The organism is Streptomyces sp. XM4193 (assembly GCF_023072595.1).
Classification (GTDB): Bacteria; Actinomycetota; Actinomycetes; order Streptomycetales; family Streptomycetaceae; genus Streptomyces.
This window is the reverse complement of the sequence record NZ_JALLGK010000008.1, coordinates 1-19,206: the sequence shown is the minus strand read 5'-3', so window position 1 is coordinate 19,206 and position 19,206 is coordinate 1. Positions and strand designations below refer to the sequence as shown.

The following is a 19,206-nucleotide window of genomic DNA, read 5'->3' as shown; positions in this document are numbered from 1 at the left end:
CGTGTGGTGCGGGTGTTGCCTGTCGTGCGTGTCTTGCCTGTCGTGCGTGTGTTGCGGGTGGTGCTGGGGTGCGGTGGAGGTGCGGCGGCTACGGAGTGTCGCCGTCGCTCAGCCACCAGGCTGTGGTGGAACCGGGCAGCACGCCCGTGGGGCAGGGGCCGGAGGCGAGCAGCGGCGTACCGGCGACCGGCGAGGTGACCGGCGCGGTGCCGAAGTTGACCGCGCAGACCAGCCCGTCGCCGCGGGCGAAGGCCAGCACCTGCGGCTCGGTCTCCAGCCAGCGCAGATCGCCCTCGCCCAACTGCGGCATGCCCCGGCGCAGTTGGAGCCCGTCCCGGTAGAGGTGCCAGAAGGAGCGGGTGTCGGCCACGGCGCGGTCGGTGGCGTGCTCGGCGAACCACTCGGGCTGCGGCAGCCACGGCCGGGTCGCCTCGGCGGAGGAGCTGAAGCCGAACGGCGAGGCGTGGCCGGACCACGGCAGCGGTACGCGGCAGCCGTCCCGCACGTGCTTGCGGCTGCCGGTGCGGTGGAAGATCGGGTCGGTCAGCACCTCGTCGGGCAGGTCGACGACCTCCGGGAGGCCGAGCTCCTCGCCCTGGTAGATGTACGCGGCGCCGGGCAGCGCCAGCATCAGCAGCGCCGCCGCCCTGGCACGGGCCGAACCGAGGCCCGGGCTGTCCGCGCCGCCCTCCCCGGCGTACCGGGTGACCGTCCGCACCTGGTCGTGGTTGTTGAGCACCCAGGTCACGGTGGAACCGGTGCCGGCGATGTCGCGCATCGCCTCGCTGATGGTCTTGGTGAACGCGTCCGCGTCCCACGGCGCGCTCAACAGGTCGAAGAAGAACGCCTGGTGGAGCTCGTCCTCGCGGACGTAGAGCGCGTGCTCCTTGGCGGTGGGCACCGACACCTCACCGACCAGCAGCCGGTCGTGGCCGTCGCGCGCGGTGTACTCCTCGCAGATCGACCGCCACTGGCGCCAGACCTCGTGGACCTCGGGCTGGTTCCAGGCGAGCGGGTTGACCGAGTCGCGGGAGCGCTCGTCGGCGCCCGGGTCGTCGGAGTCCGGCAGGTCGGGGTGCTTGTACAGGCCGGCGGCGACATCGATGCGGAAGCCGTCGACACCGCGGTCGAGCCAGAAGCGCAGGATGTCGTCGAACTGCTCGGGCACCTCGGGGTGCCGCCAGTTCAGGTCCGGCTGCTCGGGGGTGAACATGTGCAGGTACCACTGGCCGGGGGTGCCGTCCGGCTCGGTCAGCCGGGTCCACGCCGGGCCGCCGAACATCGCACGCCAGTTGTTCGGCGGCTCCTCGCCGAACTCGCCGCGGCCGTCCGCGAAGTGGAAGCGGCTGCGCTCGACGCTGCCGGGGGCCGCCGTCAACGCCTGCTGGAACCAGGGGTGTTCGCCGGAGCAGTGGTTCGGCACGATGTCCAGCAGCACCCGCACGTCCATCCGCCGGGCGTCGGCCATCAGGCGGTCGAACTCGTCGAGGTCGCCGTAAATGGGGTCCACGTCACGGTAGTTGGCCACGTCGTAGCCGTGGTCGTGCTGCGGCGAGGGGTAGAAGGGGCTCAGCCATATGCCGTCCACCCCGAGCTTCTTCAGATAAGGCAGCCCCGCGCGGACACCGGCGAGGTCGCCGATGCCGTCGCCCGTACTGTCCAGAAAACTGCGGACGTACACCTGGTAGATCACCGCATCGCGCCACCAGTTGTCGGTGGAGCGCGGGCTGAGGCCGTCGGGGGCCGGTGCTGTGGACATCGTGGAGACCTGTTCTCACATATTGCGTACGGGCTGGGCGCGGGAAGCCGGTGCGGGTCGTACCGGACGGGTCGACCCGGACCGGGCGGGGTCGCCGCGCGGAGCCGTTGCGATGCGCTGGTGCGTGTGCGGAGTGACGTGGCGACGAGCCGCTGTGCCGCGGCGTAAACGTGATCACCGACACGTCGGTATGACGTACATGCATGTTAAGTAAGCGTGTCGTCCCCGTGTCAATGCACGGGACGGCATGGGCTGGGCTGTTGGCCGGAAAGTGCCAGAAAAAGACAGCCGTCGGTACTTAACGTGCAGGTATCTGCGGCAGCCGGTCATCGCCGGGAGTGCGAAACCGGCCGTGCGCCCGGGCGCACCCGCCCCGCTGCCGCGCGGCTCGCGGCGCACCCGCCCGCGGTGCCTCCCGCGGTGCCGCCCGTGTGCGGGCGCCGAGTGCGCGGCGGTCCTCGGCGGCCCGTCGCACGCTCAGCCGCGGCGGGCGATCGCTTCCAGCTCGCGGTTGAGCCGGGCCACCGCGGAGTCGGGCGACTGGCGGCCGGCCATCGTGTCGCTCACCACCGCCTGCACGGCGAGCGTCACCTGGTCGTAGCGCGGGCTCTTCGGTCTGGGCTCCGCCGCGAGCACACTCTGCCGCAGCGTCGGCAGATACGGGAACTGTCGCACCAGTTCGGGGTCGCTGTAGAGGCCGGCCCGCACCGGCGGCAGCGCACCGAGCGTCAACACCCGCCGCTGGACCGGCTCGCTGGTCAGGAAGGCGATCAGATCCGCCGCCGATTCCGGGTGCCGCGACTGGGTGCTGACCGCGAGGTTGGAGCCGCCGAGCACGCTCGCCCCCGGCCCGTCCGGGCCCGGCAGCGGCACGGTGCCGACCCGGCCGCCGACCGCCGACTCCTCGGCGTTGGCGCCCGCGTACACATACGGCCAGTTCCGCAGGAAGAGCAGCTCGCCGTCCTGGAACGCCTGCCGGGACTCCTCCTCCTTGAAGTCGAGTGCCGCGCGGGGGATCCAGCCCTCGCGCACGCCGCGGGCGAGGAAGCCCAGCCCCTCGCGCGCCGCCGCCGAGTCGACGGTGACCTTCGCGCCGTCGTCCTCCAGGATCGAGCCGCCCGCCGAGTGGACGGCCTCCGTCGCGTTCACCGCCAGCCCCTCGTACGGCAGGAACTGGCCCGCGTAGCCGTCGAGTTCGTGCTTGGGGGCGAGGGTGCGGGCGAGCCGCTCCAGCTCGGCCCAGTCGCGCGGCGGCCGGACCCCCTCCGCCTCCAGGATGTCGGCGCGGTAGTAGAGCAGCCCGGCGTTGGTGACGTAGGGGACCGCGTACAGCCGGTCGGCGAAGGTCGCGGTGTCCTCGACGGGCGGCAGGAAGGAGTCGAAGGGGAAGCGGTCGCGGTCCATCGTCCGGATCCAGCCGGCCGCCGCGAACTCCGAGGTCCACGCGACATCGATGTTGAGCACGTCGAACCGGTCGCTGCCGGACCGCAGTTCGGTGATCATCTGCGCCCTGGTCTCGTCCGCCGAGTCCGGCAGCTCGATCAGGGTGACCCGCTCGTCGGGGTGCTCGCGGTTCCAGTCGGCGAGGACCAGCTCCAGGTAGTCGGTGAGGTCGCCGGCCGTCACCAGGGTGATCGGGCCGCGTCCGCCGTCCTCGGTCCGCGGCGCCGCGCCGGCGTACGCGGTGAGCAGTACGGCGCAGACGAGGAGCACCCTGCCCGCCGTGTGCAGCCAGCGCATCGTTCCTCCCCGCGTCCCCCGAGCCCCGGCCCCGCTGTGTTCCTTCGGCCCTGGCCCATAGTTACCTGTTAGGTATGGGGGATACTAGGCGGTGCCCGCGCTGCCGGATACCGGTGCTGCCGAACCGGCAGCGAGCCGGTCGCCGACGGCCGAGCGGCCGGCCGGGGGGCCGCCGCGAGCGGCAGCCGGGCCCGGGCCGCGGACACCCGGCACCGGACGCCGACGGCCGCGCCGGAAGACGAGCGGACCGGCCGGTCCGGGGAGACGGGGAGAGGGGAGAGCACGCGTGCGACTCGCGCTCCTCGCCCTGTTGGCCAAAGGCCCCGCGCACGGCTACGAGTTGGGGCAGGCGCTGGAGCGCCTGCTCGGCGCCGCGTATCCGCAGCCCAACGTCGGCCAGATATACGTGACGCTCTCCCGGCTGGAGAAGTCCGGACTGATCGAGGGCGAGCAGGTCAGCCAGCACAACCGGCCCAACAAGAAGACCTACCGCCTGACCGCCGCGGGCGAGGAGGCCGCCCTGGCGTGGTTCGAGGAGACCTCGCACGAACCGAGGGTGCGCGACGAGTTCTTCATGAAGCTCGCCCTCGCCCACAGCACCGGCCTCGCCGACCAGATCACACTGATCAACAAACAGCGCCGCCAGTACCTCAACGCCATGCGCGAGCTCTCCCGTCTCGCCGCCGCCGAGGATCCCGACAACCGCGTCTCCCAGCTGCTCATCGAAGGTGCGATGCTGCATCTGCAAGCGGACCTGGACTGGCTCGAGCGCTGCCAGGAGGAGCTGGAATGACAGACGCCCCCGACCCCGCACCCGATCCCCGTACGCCCGAACCCGCGCGGGGCTCCGAACCCGCGCCGGGTTCCGAACCCGCGCGGGGTTCCGGCCGCACGCGGCAGACCGCCGACACCGACACCGACACCGGCACCGACACCGCAGCGCAGGGCAACGGCCCCAAGGCCGCACCGCGGTCCGAGGAGACCGTGCGGGCCACCGGGCTGGTCAAGACCCACCGCGGCGAGGGCGGCGCGGCCCGAGCGGTGCGCGGTGTCGATCTGACGGTCCGCCGCGGCGAGTTCGTGGCGATCACCGGTCCGTCCGGCGCCGGCAAGTCCACGCTGCTGCACCTGGTCGGGGGGCTCCAGCGGCCCGACGCGGGCAGCGTCTGGCTGGACGGCGAGTGCGTCGACGACTACAGCGAGGCGCGCTGGGCGGTGCTGCGCCGGCGGCGAATAGGCATCGTCTTCCAGTTCTTCAACCTCGTCTCCAACCTCACCGTCGCCGACAACGTCGAGCTCCCCGCCCTGCTGGCCGGCACCTCCCCGCGCAAGGCCCGCCGGGAGAGCGCCGACCTCCTGGAGGAGCTGGGCCTGGGCGACCGGGCCCGCAGCATGCCCGGCGAGCTGTCCGGCGGCGAACAGCAACGCGTCGCACTCGCCCGCGCGTTGGTCAACCACCCCGCACTGCTCCTGGCCGACGAACCGGCCGGCAGCCTGGACAGCAGGGGCACCCGCGAGGTCATGCGGCTGCTCAACCGCTTCCACCGGCGCGGCCAGACCATCCTCCTGGTCACCCACGACGCCCGGCTGGCCTCCGCGGCCGACCGCGTCGTCAGCTTCTTCGACGGACGCGTCGTCGACGACGCCGACCTCGCCGGGGACCGTACGGGCGTCCGCCCCGAGGACCGTACGGCCCGCACCGCAGCCGGCCGCCCCGGCCGCCGCCCGACCACCGACGGCGACGAGCGGCCCGAGAACAACGAGCACCCCGACGCCGACGAGAGCCCCGACGCCGACGAGCGCTCCGACGCCGGCGCGCGACCCGGCCGCGGCGGGCGCGGGGCCGGCGACGGCGGCGGGGTCTCCTCACTCCTGGAACTGAAGGAGTGACATGCGCGCCACCCTGCGCTGGGCCCACGCCGACCTGCGGACGCACCGCGGCGAGGCGCTGTTCAGCGTCCTCGCCACGGCCGGCATCATCACCGCCCTGCTGCTGGCCACCGCGCTGTTCAGCTACGCCGCCAACCCCTGGCAGCGGGTCTTCACCCAGTCCACCGGCGCCCATGTGTGGATGCACACCGGTACGCACACCGACGCCGAGGAGCTGGACCGGCTCACCGGCATGGACGGCATCACCGCCGTGGCCGGCCCGTACCGCACGCTGCGCGTCAACGCCAAGCTGCGCGGCCGGGCAGCCGTGGAGCTGCGCGGCGTCACGGCCGAACCACCGCGCACCGCACGGCCGTTGCTCACCGAGGGACGCTGGCTGACGGACTCCTCGCGCGACGGGGTCGTCCTCCAGAGCAGCCTCGCCGACGCGCTGTGGGCGGAGACCGGCGACACCCTCACGCTCGGCGGCCAGGGGCGTACGGCCCGTACCCTCACCGTCGTCGGGATCGCCGACACCGCCGAACCCCGCTACCAGGAGGGTGAACGGCCGGGCCTGGGCTGGGTGCTGCCCGCCACCCTCGACCGTGTCGCCACCGACACCGACCAGCGCGGTCAGGTGGTCGGCCTGCGGCTGGCCGACCCCGGCGACACCAACTTCGCCGTCCAGCGGGCCGTCACACTGCTCGGCGCGGACGGCGTCACCCAGGTCTCGCACTGGCAGCAGGCCCGCAACGACGCCCAGAGCGACGACCGGCTGCTCGGCACGCTCCTCGCGGTGTTCGGGGTGGGCGCGCTCCTCGCCGCCTCGGTCGCGGTGGCGGGCGCGATCAGCGGACGCGTCCGCGGCCAGCTCCGGGACATCTCGATTCTGAAGGCCATCGGCTTCACGCCGGGCCAGGTGGTGCGGATCTTCCTCGTCCAGCACGTGGCGTTCGCGCTGCTCGGCGCGGTGCTGGGGGTCGCGGCGCTCCAGCTCTTCGGCGCCGCCCTGCCCGGACGGCTCGGCGACGTTGTCGAGGTCTGGCGGGAGCTGCCGGGACACACGGCGGCGATGGTGCTGGTGCCGGGCGCTGCGGTGCTCTTCATCGCAGCCGCCACCTCGCTCGCCGCCTGGCGTGCGGGCCGGGTGCCGCCGGTGCCCGCCGCGCGCGCGGCCGTGCCGCCGGCCGTGCGGATGTCGAGGGTCGCGCGCACCGCGCTCGGTATGCGACTGCCGCCCGCGCTGGTGCTCGGCTGGCGCGCCGCCTTCCACCACCGGGGGCGCTCGTTCGCCACCCTCGCCCGGCTGACCCTGCCGCTGCTGCTGATCACCGCGGCGCTCAGCGCCTGGTCGACGATCGACCGGGTCGAGACCCGCCCCAGCGAGCTGCTCGCCACCGCACTGACCGCCCGGGCCACCGACGATCTCGGCGAACGGGCCGCCGCCGCGATGCTCGCCGACGACCCGGACGTACTCGCCGTCCACCCCGGCGCACAGGTCGCGGCGCTCGCACCGGGCCAGACCAGCACGCTGACCCTGCGCGGTCTGGGCACGGACCGCGAGCCCTACCCCTTCCGGGTCGCAGAGGGGCGCGCGCCGGACGGCCCGGACGAGGCGGTGGCCGGACAGGGGCTGCTCGACCTGCTGGACCTCGGGGTCGGCGACTGGGTGCGGTTGACCGTCGAGGGCAATCCGCAGGTGCTGCACGTGGTGGGCCGCACGGTCGAGCCCGAACGCGGCGGCCGGGTCATCGCCACCTCGCTGGACACCCTGCGCGAGCGCGACCCCACCGTCGTCGCGGACTCCCACCACCTCCAACTGCGCGACGGCGCCCGCCCCTCGGAGGTGAGCGAACGCCTGGCGGACGGCTCCGACAACCGGCTGGAGTTGCGCGAGGCGGGGGCGCCGGTCGAGGGGATGCAGTCGATGCGCGGCGTTCTCCTCGGGCTCATCGGGGTCCTCGCGCTCATCGGGCTGACCGAGCTGCTCACCGCGGTCGCCACCCGCATCAAGGAGCGCGAACGCGATCTGCTGGCCTGGAAGGCCATCGGCCTGACGCCCCGTCAGGTGACGGCGGTCATCCTGTCCGCCGTCGGACTCACCGCGCTCGCCGCGGCGTTGGCCGGTACGGCGCTGGGCACCGTGGTCGGGCAGTGGCTGATCGACATGCAGGGCCGCACCAGCGGCATCGGCGCCGGGCTGGCCGTCGGCCCACCGCTGTGGATGCTGGCCGCGGTGGTCTCGTCGGTCGTCGGCGGCGCGCTGCTCGCGGCGCTGCCACCGGCCGTACGGGTGGGCAGGCGCCGTCTCGCCGACACGCTGAGCGCGGTGGCCTGAGCGGTGCGGCCGGGCCTCGCGCCCTGAGCGGCGGGGCCGGGCGGGCGCCGCTCGCGGAACGCGCCGCGGGTGCGGACGCGGGCGCGGTCAGGGCTGGACGATGGGCTCCTGCGCCGCCGCAGTGCCGCCGCCGACCAGCAGATCCGCCTCCACGGCGACGTTGCGCTTGACCAACGCCATGGCGACCGGGCCGAGTTCGTAGTGCCGGGCGGCGCTGGTGACAAAGCCGAGCTGGCGTCCCTCCGGCCCGTCCGAGGCCAGCCGCACCGGGTCGCCGTGGGCGGGCAGGGTGACCTCGCTGCCGTCCAGGTGCAGAAAGACCAGCCGACGCGGCGGCTTGCCCAGGTTGTGCACCCGGGCGACGGTCTCCTGGCCCCGGTAGCAGCCCTTCTGCAGGTGCACGGCCGAACCGATCAGCCCCACCTCGTGCGGGATCGTGCGGTGGTCGGTCTCCATGCCGACCCGCGGCCGGTGAGCCTCGATCCGCAGCGCCTCCAGCGCCAACGCCCCGATGGGCGGGCCGTGTTCGCCGCGCTCGGCGAGGTCGCGCAGCTGCTCGCGGGGCAGGAAGAGCTCCCGGCCGTAGGAGGTCTCACGCGTCATGACGCCGTCCGGGACCGTCGCGATGGAGCCGGCCGGCAGCAGCACCAGCGCGTAGTCCTCGGTGCGGTCGGCGGTCTCCACCCGGTAGAAGAACTTCATGCTCTCCAGATAGCCGAGCAGCGCCTGCTGCCCGCCGGGCTCGGTGTGCAGCCACACCGTCTCGCCGTCGTCGACGACCGAGAGACCGTGCTCGATGTGGCCGTTGGCCGTGAGCACCAGCGCCTCGGTCGCGTGCCGCGGCTCCAACTCACTCACGTGCTGGGTGACCAGCAGGTGCAGCCAGGTCAGCCGGTCCGGCCCGCTGACGGTGAGCACACCGCGGTGGGAGAGGTCGACGAAACCGGTGCCGTCGGCCAGGGCGCGCTGTTCCTTGAAGAGATCGCCGTAGTGGGCGGCGACACCCTCGTCGGGTCCCTCGGACGGCACGGCGCCGGGAAGCGAAAGCAGCGGACTCACATACGACATGCGTCCAGCCTACGTCCCGCCGCCCGGCCCGCGTCGACTCGCTCACCGAACCGGTCGGGCGGGCCCGCCGCGCCGGACGGCGGGCGTCAGTCGCGTTCCGCGCGCCTGTCCACGGTCTCCCGGATGTACGCGCCGAGCTCGGTGATCGCCTGCGGGTTGCGCGGGCTCTCCACCAGATCGACGTAGTCCAGGGTGAAGATCCTGTCGTTGCGCACCGCCGAGACGTTCCGCAGCGGTGGGAAGGACTTGAGGAAGCGCTCCTTCTGCCCGGCCGAGACCTCGCCGTAGTCGTTGATCACGATGATCTCCGGATCGCGCTCGACCACGGTCTCCCAGCCGACGCTGACCCAGGAGTCCGCCAGATCCTTCATGACGTGGTCGCCGCCGGCCCTGGTGATGATGTCGTGCGGTCCCGCGAACTTCCCCGAGGTGAACGGCTTGTCCTCGTTGGCGTCGTAGAGGAAGACCCGTGGCCGGTCCTTGCCGGTCGGCGCCCGTTCCTCGGTCGCGGCGACCTGTTCGCGGAAGTCCTCGACCAGTTTCGCCGCCCGGTCCCGCACGTCGAAGAGGGCGCCGAGCGTCTTCAGGTCGGTGTAGAGCGCCTCCAGCGGCGACATCACCCCGCGCGCCTTTCCGCTGCCGTTGCGGCAGGACTCGGTCAGGAGGTACGAGTCGATGCCGAGCTTGTCGAGCGTGGCCGGGGTGAAACCGTCCGCCTCGCTGAAGCCGTAGTTCCAGCCGGCGAAGACCAGATCGGCCCGGTGGTCGACGGCGAGCTCCTTGTTCACCTTCTTCTTCGAGAGCCACTCGGTCTTCCGGTACCCGTCCCGCCACGGCACGTCCCGGTCGCCGCTCTTGCGCTCGGGCGTCACATAGCCGGCCATGTGGTCCTCCAGCCCGAGCGCGAACATGATCTCGGTGATCCCGATGTCGTTGGTGATCACCCGCTGCGGTGCCCGGTCGAAGGTCTTGCGCTCACCGCAATTGGTGATCGTCACCGGGTAGTTGCCGCCCGCTCGGGCGTCGTCCCGTCCGGACTCGTCGATCTCGGCGCCGCAGCCGGTGAGCGTGGCGAGCGCCGCGAACGCGGCGAGCAGCGCGCCGGCCCGCAGCGCGCGGGGAGCAGAAGTACGCATGGGTAGAGCCCTTCAGAGGGAACGGAGCGGATTCTCCGACGCGGGCACCGGGCCGGCGGCGGTCGGGAGGCTCGCCGCCGGTGCCGCGGCGCGGCTGGGCAGCCGGTCGAAGAGCAGCTGTACGGCGCCCGACGCGGGGTGGGTGACCCGGTGCGCCCGCACCCCGAACACCCCGGCCAGCAGCTCGGCGTCGAGCACCTCGGCGGGCGGTCCGTGCGCGGCGATGCGACCGGCGGAGATGACGTACAGCTCGTCGCAGTACCGCAGCGCGAGGTTCAGATCGTGCAGCGCGGCCAGCACCGTCGGCCGTCCGTGGCCGGCCCTGTCGCCGTCCGCGTCCCCGCCCCCGGCGCCTTCCGAGGTGCCTTCCGCGGCGTCGGGGCCGGCCGCCCGGTCCCCGTCGTTCCCGTCGCTCCAGTGCCGCACGAGGTGCAGCACCTCCAACTGCTGGGCGACGTCGAGGTGGTTGGTCGGCTCGTCCAGCACCAGCACCCGGGGACGCTGGGCCAACGCACGGGCGATCAGCACCCGTTGCTTCTCGCCGCCGGACAGCGTCAGAAAGCTGCGGCGGCGCAGCGCCGCAGCGCCGACCCGCTCCAGGGCGAGCGCGCACAACCGCTCGTCCTCCGCGCTCGTCCGGGCAACGGACCGCTGGTGCGGAATCCGTCCCATCGCGACGATCTCCTCGACGCTGAAGTCGAACTCCGAGCCGGACTCCTGCGGGAGCGCCGCCACCAGCCGCGCGCCCTGCTTCTCGGGAATCGAGCCCAGGTCCGCGCCGTCCAGCCGTACGACTCCGGAGCTCGGCCGGTCGGCCCGGTACACGCAGCGCAGCAGCGTCGACTTGCCGCTCCCGTTCGGCCCGACCAGGCCGACGACGGTCCCGCTGCGGGCCTCCATCGTCACCTCGTGCACCAGACGGGCGCCGGAGCGCTCGACCGTCAACGCGTCGATGCCGACTCTCATCCGGTGCCTCCGAAGGTGTAGCCGCGACGTCGCATGAGCAGCAGGAAGCAGGGGACGCCGATCACCGCGGTGAGCACCCCGACGGGAAGTTCGACGGGGGCCAGCAGCACCCGGGAGAGGGCGTCGACCCAGACCAGCAGCACGGCGCCGACCAGCGGGGCGACCAGGAGCACCCGGCGGTGGTCCGCGCCGACCAGCATCCGTACCGCGTGCGGCACCATCAGCCCGACGAACCCGATCGCGCCGCTCACCGCGACCGCGCAGCCCACCACCAGCGCGGTGAGGACGAACAGCTCCCGCCGCAGCCGCTCCGCCCGCACCCCCAGCGCCGCGGCGGTCTCGTCGCCCATGGCCAGCGCGTTCAACCGGCGGGCGGAGACGAGGAGATGGCCGATGCCGAAGAGCACCGCGGCGGCGACCACGGGCAGCGACTGCCAGGTGGCACCGCCGAGGCTCCCGAGCATCCACATCATCGCCGAGCGGGCGGCCTCGCCGTGCTCGGCGTGGAAGACCATGAGGGTCGTGAGCGCGGAGAAGCCGTAGTACATGGCCGTACCGGTCAGCACCAGCCGCAGCGGCGTCAGCCGGCCCCCGGAGGCGGCGACGGCGTAGACCAGCGCCATGGCGAGCATCGCGGCGACGAACGCCGCGGTGGACATCGCCCACACACCCAGCGCGCCGAACGCCCCGAAGATCAGCACCGAGTTGGCGCCGACCGCCGCTCCGGAGGAGATGCCGAGCACGAACGGATCGGCGAGGGCGTTGCGCACCATCGCCTGGATCGCCACCCCGATCGCGGCCAGGCCGGCTCCGACCACAGCGGCCAGCAGCGCCCTCGGCAGCCGTATCTCCCACACGATCGTGTAGGCCGCGACCTCCTCCGGTGCGATGCCGCCGCCGGACAGACCGGCCCACAGATACCCCGTCGCCCGCGCCGCACCCAGTTCGGAGGAGCCCAGCGAGACCGCCGCCCCGAGGGAGAGGGGCAGCAGGACGGCGAGCGCGCAGAGCAGCGGTGTCAGCGGGACACGGCGCCGACCCGGTGCCGGACGTTCGTGCTGCGGCGGCGGGGCGCTCGGCGCGGCCGTGGAGGACGTGGCGGACATGGCGTTTCGCCTTGGGCTCCGGCCGGTTCGTGCGCGACGGTGCGGGCCACGGCCGGGCCGCACCCCCTCGCAGTCCGCGGCGAGTTGACAGGGCATCTGGGCCGCCGCGGGCGATCGGGCTCGCGGCGACCGGGACGGCCGCCGCCCACCGTTGCGGGTCAGCGCCGGACTTCGACCGGCTTCTCCCACGGGGCGAGTGCAGCGTAGTCGGTGCGGTACGCAGGCACCACGGGCGGTCGCCCGCCGCCGGCCGACGGCACGGCGTACCCCGAGGACCGCCGCAGGTCCGCGACCCGGGCCCGGTGGCGCGCCGCCGCCGACCAACCGCACCGTGACCAACACCACATATTCCCGGGCAGGTTGGGTCGAGCGATAATCGGTCGCATGGACGTACGCACCTCTCCGCCGCAGCAGGACCGTCGACCGCCGAAGGACGGTCCGCAGCCGGAGCCGATCCTCTTCTACGGCACCCGCTGGGTCGACCGCGCCGACGGGTACGTGCCGCGCCGGATCGTGCTCGGCCTCGGCGCCTTCCTCGCGACCTTCGCGGGGGCCTGCCTCTATCTGCTCGCCTGGCAGGGCCTCGCGTTCTCCGAGGCTCCGGGCTGGGTGAACTGGCTGGTCATCGGGGCCGTGGGGATCTGCACCGCGATCGCCTTCGTGAAGTCCTGGAACGGCTATGTGAGCCCCGCCGAGGGCCGGGACGAGAGCGTGGAGAGCTCGATGCGCAGCCTGCGCATGATCGGGTTCGTCGGCGGCCTGTTCGCCTATGCGCTGCGCAGCCTGGTCGAGGCGCCCGGCGAGAAGCTGCGCCGGACCGCGTACGACGCCGAGCGCCGCGCGTACGAGCGGCGTCGGGTGACGCGTACCGGCAATCCGGCGCTCCGGGCCGGGTCGAGGGCCAGAAGGCGCCGCTGACCGCTCATCGCAGCCAACACCTCCGGGGTGCCGCTTCAAGCGGCACCCCGGAGGTGTTTTCCGGCCGGCCCTCTCCCGGCCCGCCTCCTCTTCCGGGCATCCCCTCTCCCGGCCGCCGCCGCTCGGACGGCCCGCCACGGGGTTGTCCCTCCCGCGCTTGTGCGGGTCGCCCCTCGTTCCTGTCGGGGCCAACCCCGAGACGCCCCGGAGATGTGTCAGATTTCTTTGACGCACCCTCCCCGGTGTGTCAACTTCTTCTTACGCACAGAAGAAGAACGAAGGGGAGCAGAACATGGCCGAAGGCCGGCCCCCGACCGGTGACGAACTGCTGAAGGCCCTCGCCGCGCTCGCCAATCCGCACCGGATGCGGATCATCGGCGCACTGTTCCAGGGCCGCAACTACGTCAGCAGGCTCGCGCGCGAGATCGGGATGAGCCGACCGCTGCTGCACATGCACCTCCAGCGACTGGAGGCGGCGGGCCTGATCGTCGGCTCACTGGAGCTGTCCGCCGGCGGCAAGGCGACGCGCTACTTCGAAGTGGCGCCGTTCGCCTACGAGTTGACGCCCGAGACCCTCGCCCGGGCGGCATCGACCCTGACGCACGACACCGACCGCAGATCGGCTGAGCCCTCCGGGCCCACCGACCCGTCCGGCGTCCGACCCGACCCGCAGCGCACCGCGGCCCGCGGTCGCCGCACCACCACCCCGGACCCCGAACACCCCGGACCCACCCGCTCCACCGAGCACACCGAGCACACCCAAACCACCGAGCACACCGAGAAAGAGGACCTGCTGTGAACGACTCACTGGTGACGGCGGCGGCCGATCCCGCCGGCGTCTGGGCGGCGGCTCTCGGCACTGGCGGAGTCTTCCTCCTGATGATCGTCCTCGTCTGGCAGATCGCCGCGACCTGGCGCGCCCGGATGCTCGCGGCACGCGAGGACGAGTACAGGGCGCTCGCCCGCAAGTACGCGCAGCTGCTGGAGGACAACCAGCTGATGCAGAACCGGCTCCTGGAGGAGCTGGGGGAGACCCGCAAGTCCGTCAGCTCGATGGAACGCATGATGCGCGAGATCGAGTGAACCCGCTGTCGCGAAGGCGGCACCGCACTCGTAACGGCCACGGCCGGGAGCGGCAACTCCCGGCCGTGGCAACCCGGAAGCACTGACAAGTCCACAACACCCGTACACCGCGACCAGGTCGGCAAACCTCGTGCGCCGCGGTGCGGGCACCGCTCTGCCACGACTGCCCCGGCCCCGCGCACAAGGCGCCGCCGGCGGCAGCGTGCGCTCCCGCCCGAAGGAGAACACCCCATGGCCGCCCCGAGCAAGAGAACCCAGCGGCATGAGCCGCCCGCGCCGCCTCCCCGCCCCGCACACCCCTCGCCGCCCGCGCCGCCTCCCGGACCGCGCTCCGGCCCGCTCGCCTTCCTGGCCGGTCGGCGCGGCAAGTGGATCGTGCTCGCCGTCTGGCTCCTGGCGGTGATGGCGCTCGGCCCGCTGGCCGGCAAGCTCGGCGAGGTGCAGGACGCCGGCTCCAACGCCTTCCTCCCGCGCTCCTCCGAATCCGCCGCCGTCAACACGGAGTTGGAGAAGTTCCGCAGCGAGGGCGAGCTGATCCCGGCGCTGGTCGTCTACACCGGGGGCGAGAGCGACGAGCGCCGGGCCAAGGCCGCCGCCGACCGTCGCGCCTTCCAGGAGTACGCCGCAACCGGTCAGCGGATCGCACCTCCCGCGCAGTCCCGCGACGGCGAGGCGCAGATGACGGTCGTACCGCTCTCCTACGACGACGACCCCTTCGGCGCGCTCGACGAGATCCGCGAGATCGCCGCCGCCAACGCCCCGCCGGGGGTGGAGGCCCACATCGGCGGGCCGGCCGGCTCCCTGCAGGACTCCGTCGCCGTCTTCGACGACATCGACGGCACGCTCATGGCGGCCTCCGCCCTCGTCGTCACGCTGCTGCTCCTGCTCATCTACCGCAGCCCGGTCCTGTGGCTGGTCCCGCTCGTGGCGGTCGCCTTCGCCGCGGTGCTGACCCAGGTCGGCACATATCTGCTCGCCCGCTACGGAGGGCTGCCGGTCGACCCGCAGTCCGCGGGCATCCTCATGGTGCTCGTCTTCGGCATCGGCACGGACTACGCGCTGCTGCTCATCGCCCGCTACCGCGAGGAGCTGCATCGGCACGAGGACCGCCACGAGGCGATGCAACTCGCCCTGCACCGCTGCCTCCCCGCGCTGCTGGCCTCCGTCGGCACCATCGCCGCCGGGATGTGCGCTCTGGCGCTGGCGGACATCAACTCCTCCCGGTCGCTCGGCCTGGTCGCCGCGGTCGGCGCCGCCTGCGCGTTCCTCGCACTGGTGACGGTGCTGCCCGCGCTGCTGGTCGTCGCCGGACGGTGGGTCTTCTGGCCGCTGATCCCGCGCTGCGGCGCGCCGGTTCGGGGCGGTCGGTCCGGCTGGGCGCGGATCGCGGATCTGGTGGCGGCGCGTCCGCGCAGGTCGTGGCTGCTCTCGGTCGGCCTCACCGCCGTGCTGGCGCTCGGCGCGGTCGGAATGTCCTTCGGCCTGAACCAGTCCGAGCAGTTCCAGACCGAGCCCGAATCGGTCGTGGCCCAGGAGCGGGTCTCCGCGCACTACGCCTCGGGCGCCTCCGACCCCGCCGTCGTGGTCGCGCGGGCGGACGCCGAAGGCGCGGTGACCTCCGCCGTCGAGCGGGTGGACGGAGTCGACGAGGTCTCCGGCAGCCGCCGGACCGCCGACGGTGCGCTCGTCTCGCTGGACGTCGTGCTGGAGGACGCCCCGGACAGCGAGGCCGCCAAGGAGACCGTCGCCGAACTGCGCACCGCCGTGCACGCGGTGGACGGCGCGGACGCGCTGGTCGGCGGTGTGACGGCCGAGACCGTCGACACCCAGCGGGCGGCCGCCCGCGACCTGGTGGTCGTCATCCCGGTGGTGCTGCTGGTCGTGCTCGGCGTGCTGATCTGGCTGCTGCGCTCGCTGGTGGCGCCCGTACTGCTGCTGGCCTGCACGGTGGCCTCCAACCTCGCGGCCCTCGGTGCCTCGTACTTCCTCTTCGTCCACGTTCTCGGCTTCGCGGGCATCGACTGGTCCATCCCCCTGATGGGTTTCGTCTTCCTCACCGCGCTGGGCATCGACTACACGATCTTCCTGATGACCCGGGTGCGGGAGGAGGCCGCGCTCCACGGCCACGAACGAGGTGTGCGCAACGGACTGGTCTCCACCGGCGGTGTGATCACCAGCGCCGGCATCGTGCTGGCCGCCACGTTCGCGGTGATCGGCTCGATGCCGCTGGTGACGATGGCCCAGCTCGGTGTGCTGGCCGGGGTCGGCGTCCTGCTGGACACCTTCCTGGTGCGCACGGTCATGGTCCCGGCGCTGGCCCTGGACCTGGGCGACCGCACCTGGTGGCCCGGTCGGCTCTCCCGCCCTCGCCGCACCGCCGAGTCCGCGTCCGAGCCCGTGTCCGAGTACGCGCCGGACGGCTTCCCCCGCCACCACCCCGAACGCGTCTGATCCCACCAGCCCCGCCTGTGCCCGGCCCGCGACGCGGAGCCGGGCACAGGCGTGTCCGCACTTGACGCGGAACCACCGCCGGAGGAGTATTCATCACATGATGAATAACCATCCTCCTCCCGCCGTCCGCGCCGACGGACTCCACGTCGTGCGCGGCGGCCGGCAGGTGCTCACCGACCTCGCGTTCACCGTCCCCCGCGGCTCCGTCACCGGACTCCTCGGCCCGAGCGGCTGCGGCAAGACCACACTGATGCGGGCCATTGCAGGCACCCAGGCCAAGGTCACCGGCACCCTGGAAGTCCTCGGCCGACCCGCCGGCAGCGCCGACCTGCGGCCCCGGCTCGGCTACGTCACCCAGGCACCCTCCGTCTACGCCGACCTCACCGCGCGCCAGAACCTCGACTACTTCGCCGCCGTGCTCGGCATCCCCGGCGCCGAACGCGGCCGACAGGTCGAAGCCGCACTCGACGACGTCGACCTCACCGGCCACGCCGACTCCCTCACGGGCCGGATGTCCGGCGGCCAGCGCTCCCGCGTCTCCCTGGCCGTGGCACTCCTCGGCACCCCCGAACTCCTGGTGCTCGACGAGCCGACCGTCGGCCTCGACCCCGTGCTCCGCCGAGACCTCTGGCAGCTCTTCCACCGCCTCGCCGAAGAGCGCGGCACCACCCTGCTCATCTCCAGCCACGTCATGGACGAGGCCGACCGCTGCGAACGCCTTCTGCTGATGCGCGCCGGCCGACTCCTCGCCGAGGACACCCCCGAGGCGCTGCGCCGCACCACCGCCGAGGGCACCGTCGAATCGGCCTTCCTCCACCTCGTCGACCGGGACCGCGCAGCCGACGAACCACGGCCCGCGCACACCGGCCAGAAAGGCCGAACCACACCATGAGCACCCGAACCCGCACCCCGAACCGCACCGCCGAGCCCGCCACCCGCGCGATCGGCCCGCACCGCACTCTCGCGACAGCCCGCCGCGTGCTGCGCCAGCTCAGCCACGACCGCCGCACGATCGCGCTCCTGCTGCTGCTCCCCGTACTGCTGCTGGTGCTCCTCTACTACGTCTTCGACGCCGACCGCCGGTCCTTCGACTCCATCGGCGCCTCACTGCTCGGCATCTTCCCGATGATCACGATGTTCCTGGTCACCTCGATCGCGACCCTGCGCGAACGCACCACCGGCACCCTGGAGCGACTGCTCGCCATGCCGCTGGGCAAGGCCGACCTCGTCCTCGGGTACGCGCTCGCCTTCGGTGTGCTCGCCGTCGTACAGGCGTCGCTGGCCACCGGCGTCGCCGTCTGGGCGCTGGACCTCGACTTCGCCGGATCCCCCTGGCTGCTGCTGCTCATCGCCCTGCTCGACGCCCTCCTCGGCACCGCGCTCGGGCTCTTCGTCTCCGCCTTCGCCACCTCCGAGTTCCAGGCGGTGCAGTTCATGCCGGCGGTGATCTTCCCGCAGCTGCTGCTCTGCGGCCTCTTCGCACCGCGCGACTCCATGCAGCCCGTGCTGGAGGCCGTCTCCCACGCACTGCCGATGTCGTACGCGGTCGACGGGATGACCGAAGTGCTGCACCACCCGGACGTCACCGGCGACTTCGTCCGCGACGCCCTCGTCGTCGCCGGCAGCGCACTGCTCGTCCTGGTCGTCGGCGCCGCGACGCTCCGGCGCCGCACGACCTGACACCCCGCGGCCCCTGCCCCGCCGGGTGTACCACGCACCGGACACGCCCCCTCCGCGCCCGGGACACCTGCCAGGATGGGGCCATGGCTCAGAAAGTCGCCGTGCTCGGCACCGGAAAGATCGGCGAGGCGCTGCTCAGCGGAATGATCCGCGGTGGCCGCTCCACAGACGACCTGATGGTCACCGCGCGCCGCCCGGAGCGCGCCGCCGAGCTCAGCAGACGCCACGGAGTGGCGGCGGTCGGCAACGCCGAGGCGGCACAGCAGGCCGACATCCTCATCCTCACGGTCAAACCGCAGGACATGGGTGCCCTCCTCGACCAGCTCGCCCCGCACACACCCGCCGACAAACTGATCATCAGCGGTGCGGCCGGCATCCCCACCACGTTCTTCGAGGAACGGCTCGCGCCCGGCACCCCCGTCATCCGCGTCATGACGAACACCCCCGCGCTCGTCGACGAGGCGATGTCCGTCATCTCCGCCGGGACGCACGCCACCGAGACCCACCTGGCGCACGCCGAGGAGATCTTCAACGGCGTCGGCAAGTCGCTCCGCGTACCGGAGTCCCAGCAGGACGCCACGACCGCGCTCTCCGGATCCGGTCCCGCGTACTTCTACTTCCTCGTCGAGGCGATGACCGATGCGGGCATCCTCCTCGGGCTGCCCCGCGACAAGGCGCACGACCTGATCGTCCAGGCGGCGATCGGTGCCGCGGTGATGCTGCGCGACAGCGGCGAACACCCGGTCACCCTCCGGGAGAACGTCACCTCTCCCGCGGGAACGACGATCAACGCCATCCGTGAGCTGGAGAACCACGGCGTGCGTGCCGCCCTCATCGCAGCCCTCGAAGCCGCCCGCGACCGCAGCCGCGAGCTCGCCTCGGGCCAGGGCTGACACCGGGACGAGAAGCGGCCCGACCGACCTCTCGGGCCGCGTTTGATGACCGTCCGGGCCTCGTGTAGTGTCCTCCGAGTTGCCACGGACCTGCGCGGTTTTGTGTGCGGCGCTTCTGCCACCTCTCCGGTGGCGTCACCTCTTGCAGCAGTTCCTCTTTCGAGGCTCTGTTCGGTATGCCTGTTCTGGTGTGTCCGAA

15 protein-coding genes, 1 pseudogene and 1 riboswitch are annotated in these 19,206 nt (G+C 72.7%); of the genes and pseudogenes, 10 read left to right on the top strand and 6 right to left on the bottom strand.

What is annotated here, in order from left to right; translation table 11 throughout:
• Positions 1 to 88: 88 nt before the first annotated feature.
• Positions 89 to 1,759, bottom strand: a complete 1,671-nt coding sequence (locus MTQ01_RS19640) for a glycoside hydrolase family 13 protein (protein WP_247492004.1) — start codon at positions 1,757 to 1,759, stop codon at positions 89 to 91.
• Positions 1,760 to 2,236: 477 nt separating this feature from the next.
• Complete coding sequence (locus MTQ01_RS19635) at positions 2,237 to 3,499, bottom strand: ABC transporter substrate-binding protein (RefSeq protein ID WP_247492002.1); 1,263 nt, start codon at positions 3,497 to 3,499, stop codon at positions 2,237 to 2,239.
• A 286-nt stretch (positions 3,500 to 3,785) separates the two neighbouring features.
• Between MTQ01_RS19635 and MTQ01_RS19630 the strand changes: the two genes are divergently transcribed.
• From MTQ01_RS19630 to MTQ01_RS19615, 3 genes and pseudogenes are all read left to right on the top strand, one after another.
• Positions 3,786 to 4,292: a PadR family transcriptional regulator gene (locus MTQ01_RS19630; RefSeq protein ID WP_247492001.1), complete on the top strand. Its 507-nt coding sequence runs from the start codon at positions 3,786 to 3,788 to the stop codon at positions 4,290 to 4,292.
• Between the two features lie 191 nt (positions 4,293 to 4,483).
• Positions 4,484 to 5,158 (top strand): annotated as a pseudogene (locus MTQ01_RS19625) (ABC transporter ATP-binding protein); the annotation flags it as partial.
• A gap of 232 nt (positions 5,159 to 5,390) precedes the next feature.
• The gene (locus MTQ01_RS19615) at positions 5,391 to 7,706 is read left to right on the top strand and encodes an FtsX-like permease family protein (RefSeq protein WP_247492000.1); all 2,316 of its coding nucleotides are present in this window, start codon (positions 5,391 to 5,393) and stop codon (positions 7,704 to 7,706) included.
• An 87-nt stretch (positions 7,707 to 7,793) separates the two neighbouring features.
• On the opposite strand, the gene MTQ01_RS19610 is transcribed toward MTQ01_RS19615, so the two are convergent.
• The 4 genes from MTQ01_RS19610 to MTQ01_RS19595 all read right to left on the bottom strand — a co-directional run bounded on the left by MTQ01_RS19610 (position 7,794) and on the right by MTQ01_RS19595 (position 11,982).
• The gene (locus MTQ01_RS19610; protein WP_247491999.1) at positions 7,794 to 8,774 is read right to left on the bottom strand and encodes a folate-binding protein YgfZ; all 981 of its coding nucleotides are present in this window, start codon (positions 8,772 to 8,774) and stop codon (positions 7,794 to 7,796) included.
• 86 nt (positions 8,775 to 8,860) lie between these two features.
• A complete protein-coding gene (locus MTQ01_RS19605) occupies positions 8,861 to 9,910 on the bottom strand; it encodes an ABC transporter substrate-binding protein (protein WP_247491998.1) in 1,050 nt (349 codons plus the stop codon).
• 12 nt (positions 9,911 to 9,922) lie between these two features.
• Positions 9,923 to 10,876, bottom strand: coding sequence for an ABC transporter ATP-binding protein (locus tag MTQ01_RS19600; RefSeq protein ID WP_247491997.1), 954 nt, complete (start codon positions 10,874 to 10,876; stop codon positions 9,923 to 9,925).
• Positions 10,873 to 11,982: an iron ABC transporter permease gene (locus tag MTQ01_RS19595; RefSeq protein WP_247491996.1), complete on the bottom strand. Its 1,110-nt coding sequence runs from the start codon at positions 11,980 to 11,982 to the stop codon at positions 10,873 to 10,875. The genes MTQ01_RS19600 and MTQ01_RS19595 overlap by 4 nt, the downstream gene beginning before the upstream one ends.
• 112 nt (positions 11,983 to 12,094) lie before the next feature.
• A riboswitch (cobalamin riboswitch) is annotated at positions 12,095 to 12,167 on the bottom strand.
• A 199-nt stretch (positions 12,168 to 12,366) separates the two neighbouring features.
• Between MTQ01_RS19595 and MTQ01_RS19590 the strand changes: the two genes are divergently transcribed.
• The 7 genes from MTQ01_RS19590 to proC all read left to right on the top strand — a co-directional run bounded on the left by MTQ01_RS19590 (position 12,367) and on the right by proC (position 19,007).
• A complete protein-coding gene (locus MTQ01_RS19590; protein WP_247491995.1) occupies positions 12,367 to 12,900 on the top strand; it encodes a hypothetical protein in 534 nt (177 codons plus the stop codon).
• Between the two features lie 244 nt (positions 12,901 to 13,144).
• Complete coding sequence (locus MTQ01_RS19585) at positions 13,145 to 13,699, top strand: ArsR/SmtB family transcription factor (RefSeq protein WP_374207805.1); 555 nt, start codon at positions 13,145 to 13,147, stop codon at positions 13,697 to 13,699.
• Positions 13,696 to 13,983, top strand: coding sequence for a hypothetical protein (locus MTQ01_RS19580; protein WP_247491993.1), 288 nt, complete (start codon positions 13,696 to 13,698; stop codon positions 13,981 to 13,983). Before MTQ01_RS19585 ends, MTQ01_RS19580 begins: the two co-directional genes overlap by 4 nt.
• Before the next feature lie 402 nt (positions 13,984 to 14,385).
• Positions 14,386 to 16,434, top strand: coding sequence for an MMPL family transporter (locus MTQ01_RS19575; RefSeq protein WP_247492264.1), 2,049 nt, complete (start codon positions 14,386 to 14,388; stop codon positions 16,432 to 16,434).
• A 97-nt stretch (positions 16,435 to 16,531) separates the two neighbouring features.
• Positions 16,532 to 17,326 (top strand): ABC transporter ATP-binding protein, encoded by a 795-nt coding sequence (locus MTQ01_RS19570; RefSeq protein WP_247491992.1) that lies wholly within the window; start codon positions 16,532 to 16,534, stop codon positions 17,324 to 17,326.
• Positions 17,323 to 18,114 carry an ABC transporter permease gene (locus tag MTQ01_RS19565; RefSeq protein ID WP_247491991.1) on the top strand — a complete coding sequence of 264 codons (792 nt, stop codon included), beginning with the start codon at positions 17,323 to 17,325 and terminating at the stop codon, positions 18,112 to 18,114. The genes MTQ01_RS19570 and MTQ01_RS19565 overlap by 4 nt, the downstream gene beginning before the upstream one ends.
• Before the next feature lie 83 nt (positions 18,115 to 18,197).
• Positions 18,198 to 19,007 carry a pyrroline-5-carboxylate reductase gene (gene proC / locus MTQ01_RS19560; RefSeq protein ID WP_247491990.1) on the top strand — a complete coding sequence of 270 codons (810 nt, stop codon included), beginning with the start codon at positions 18,198 to 18,200 and terminating at the stop codon, positions 19,005 to 19,007.
• Positions 19,008 to 19,206 lie beyond the last annotated feature (199 nt).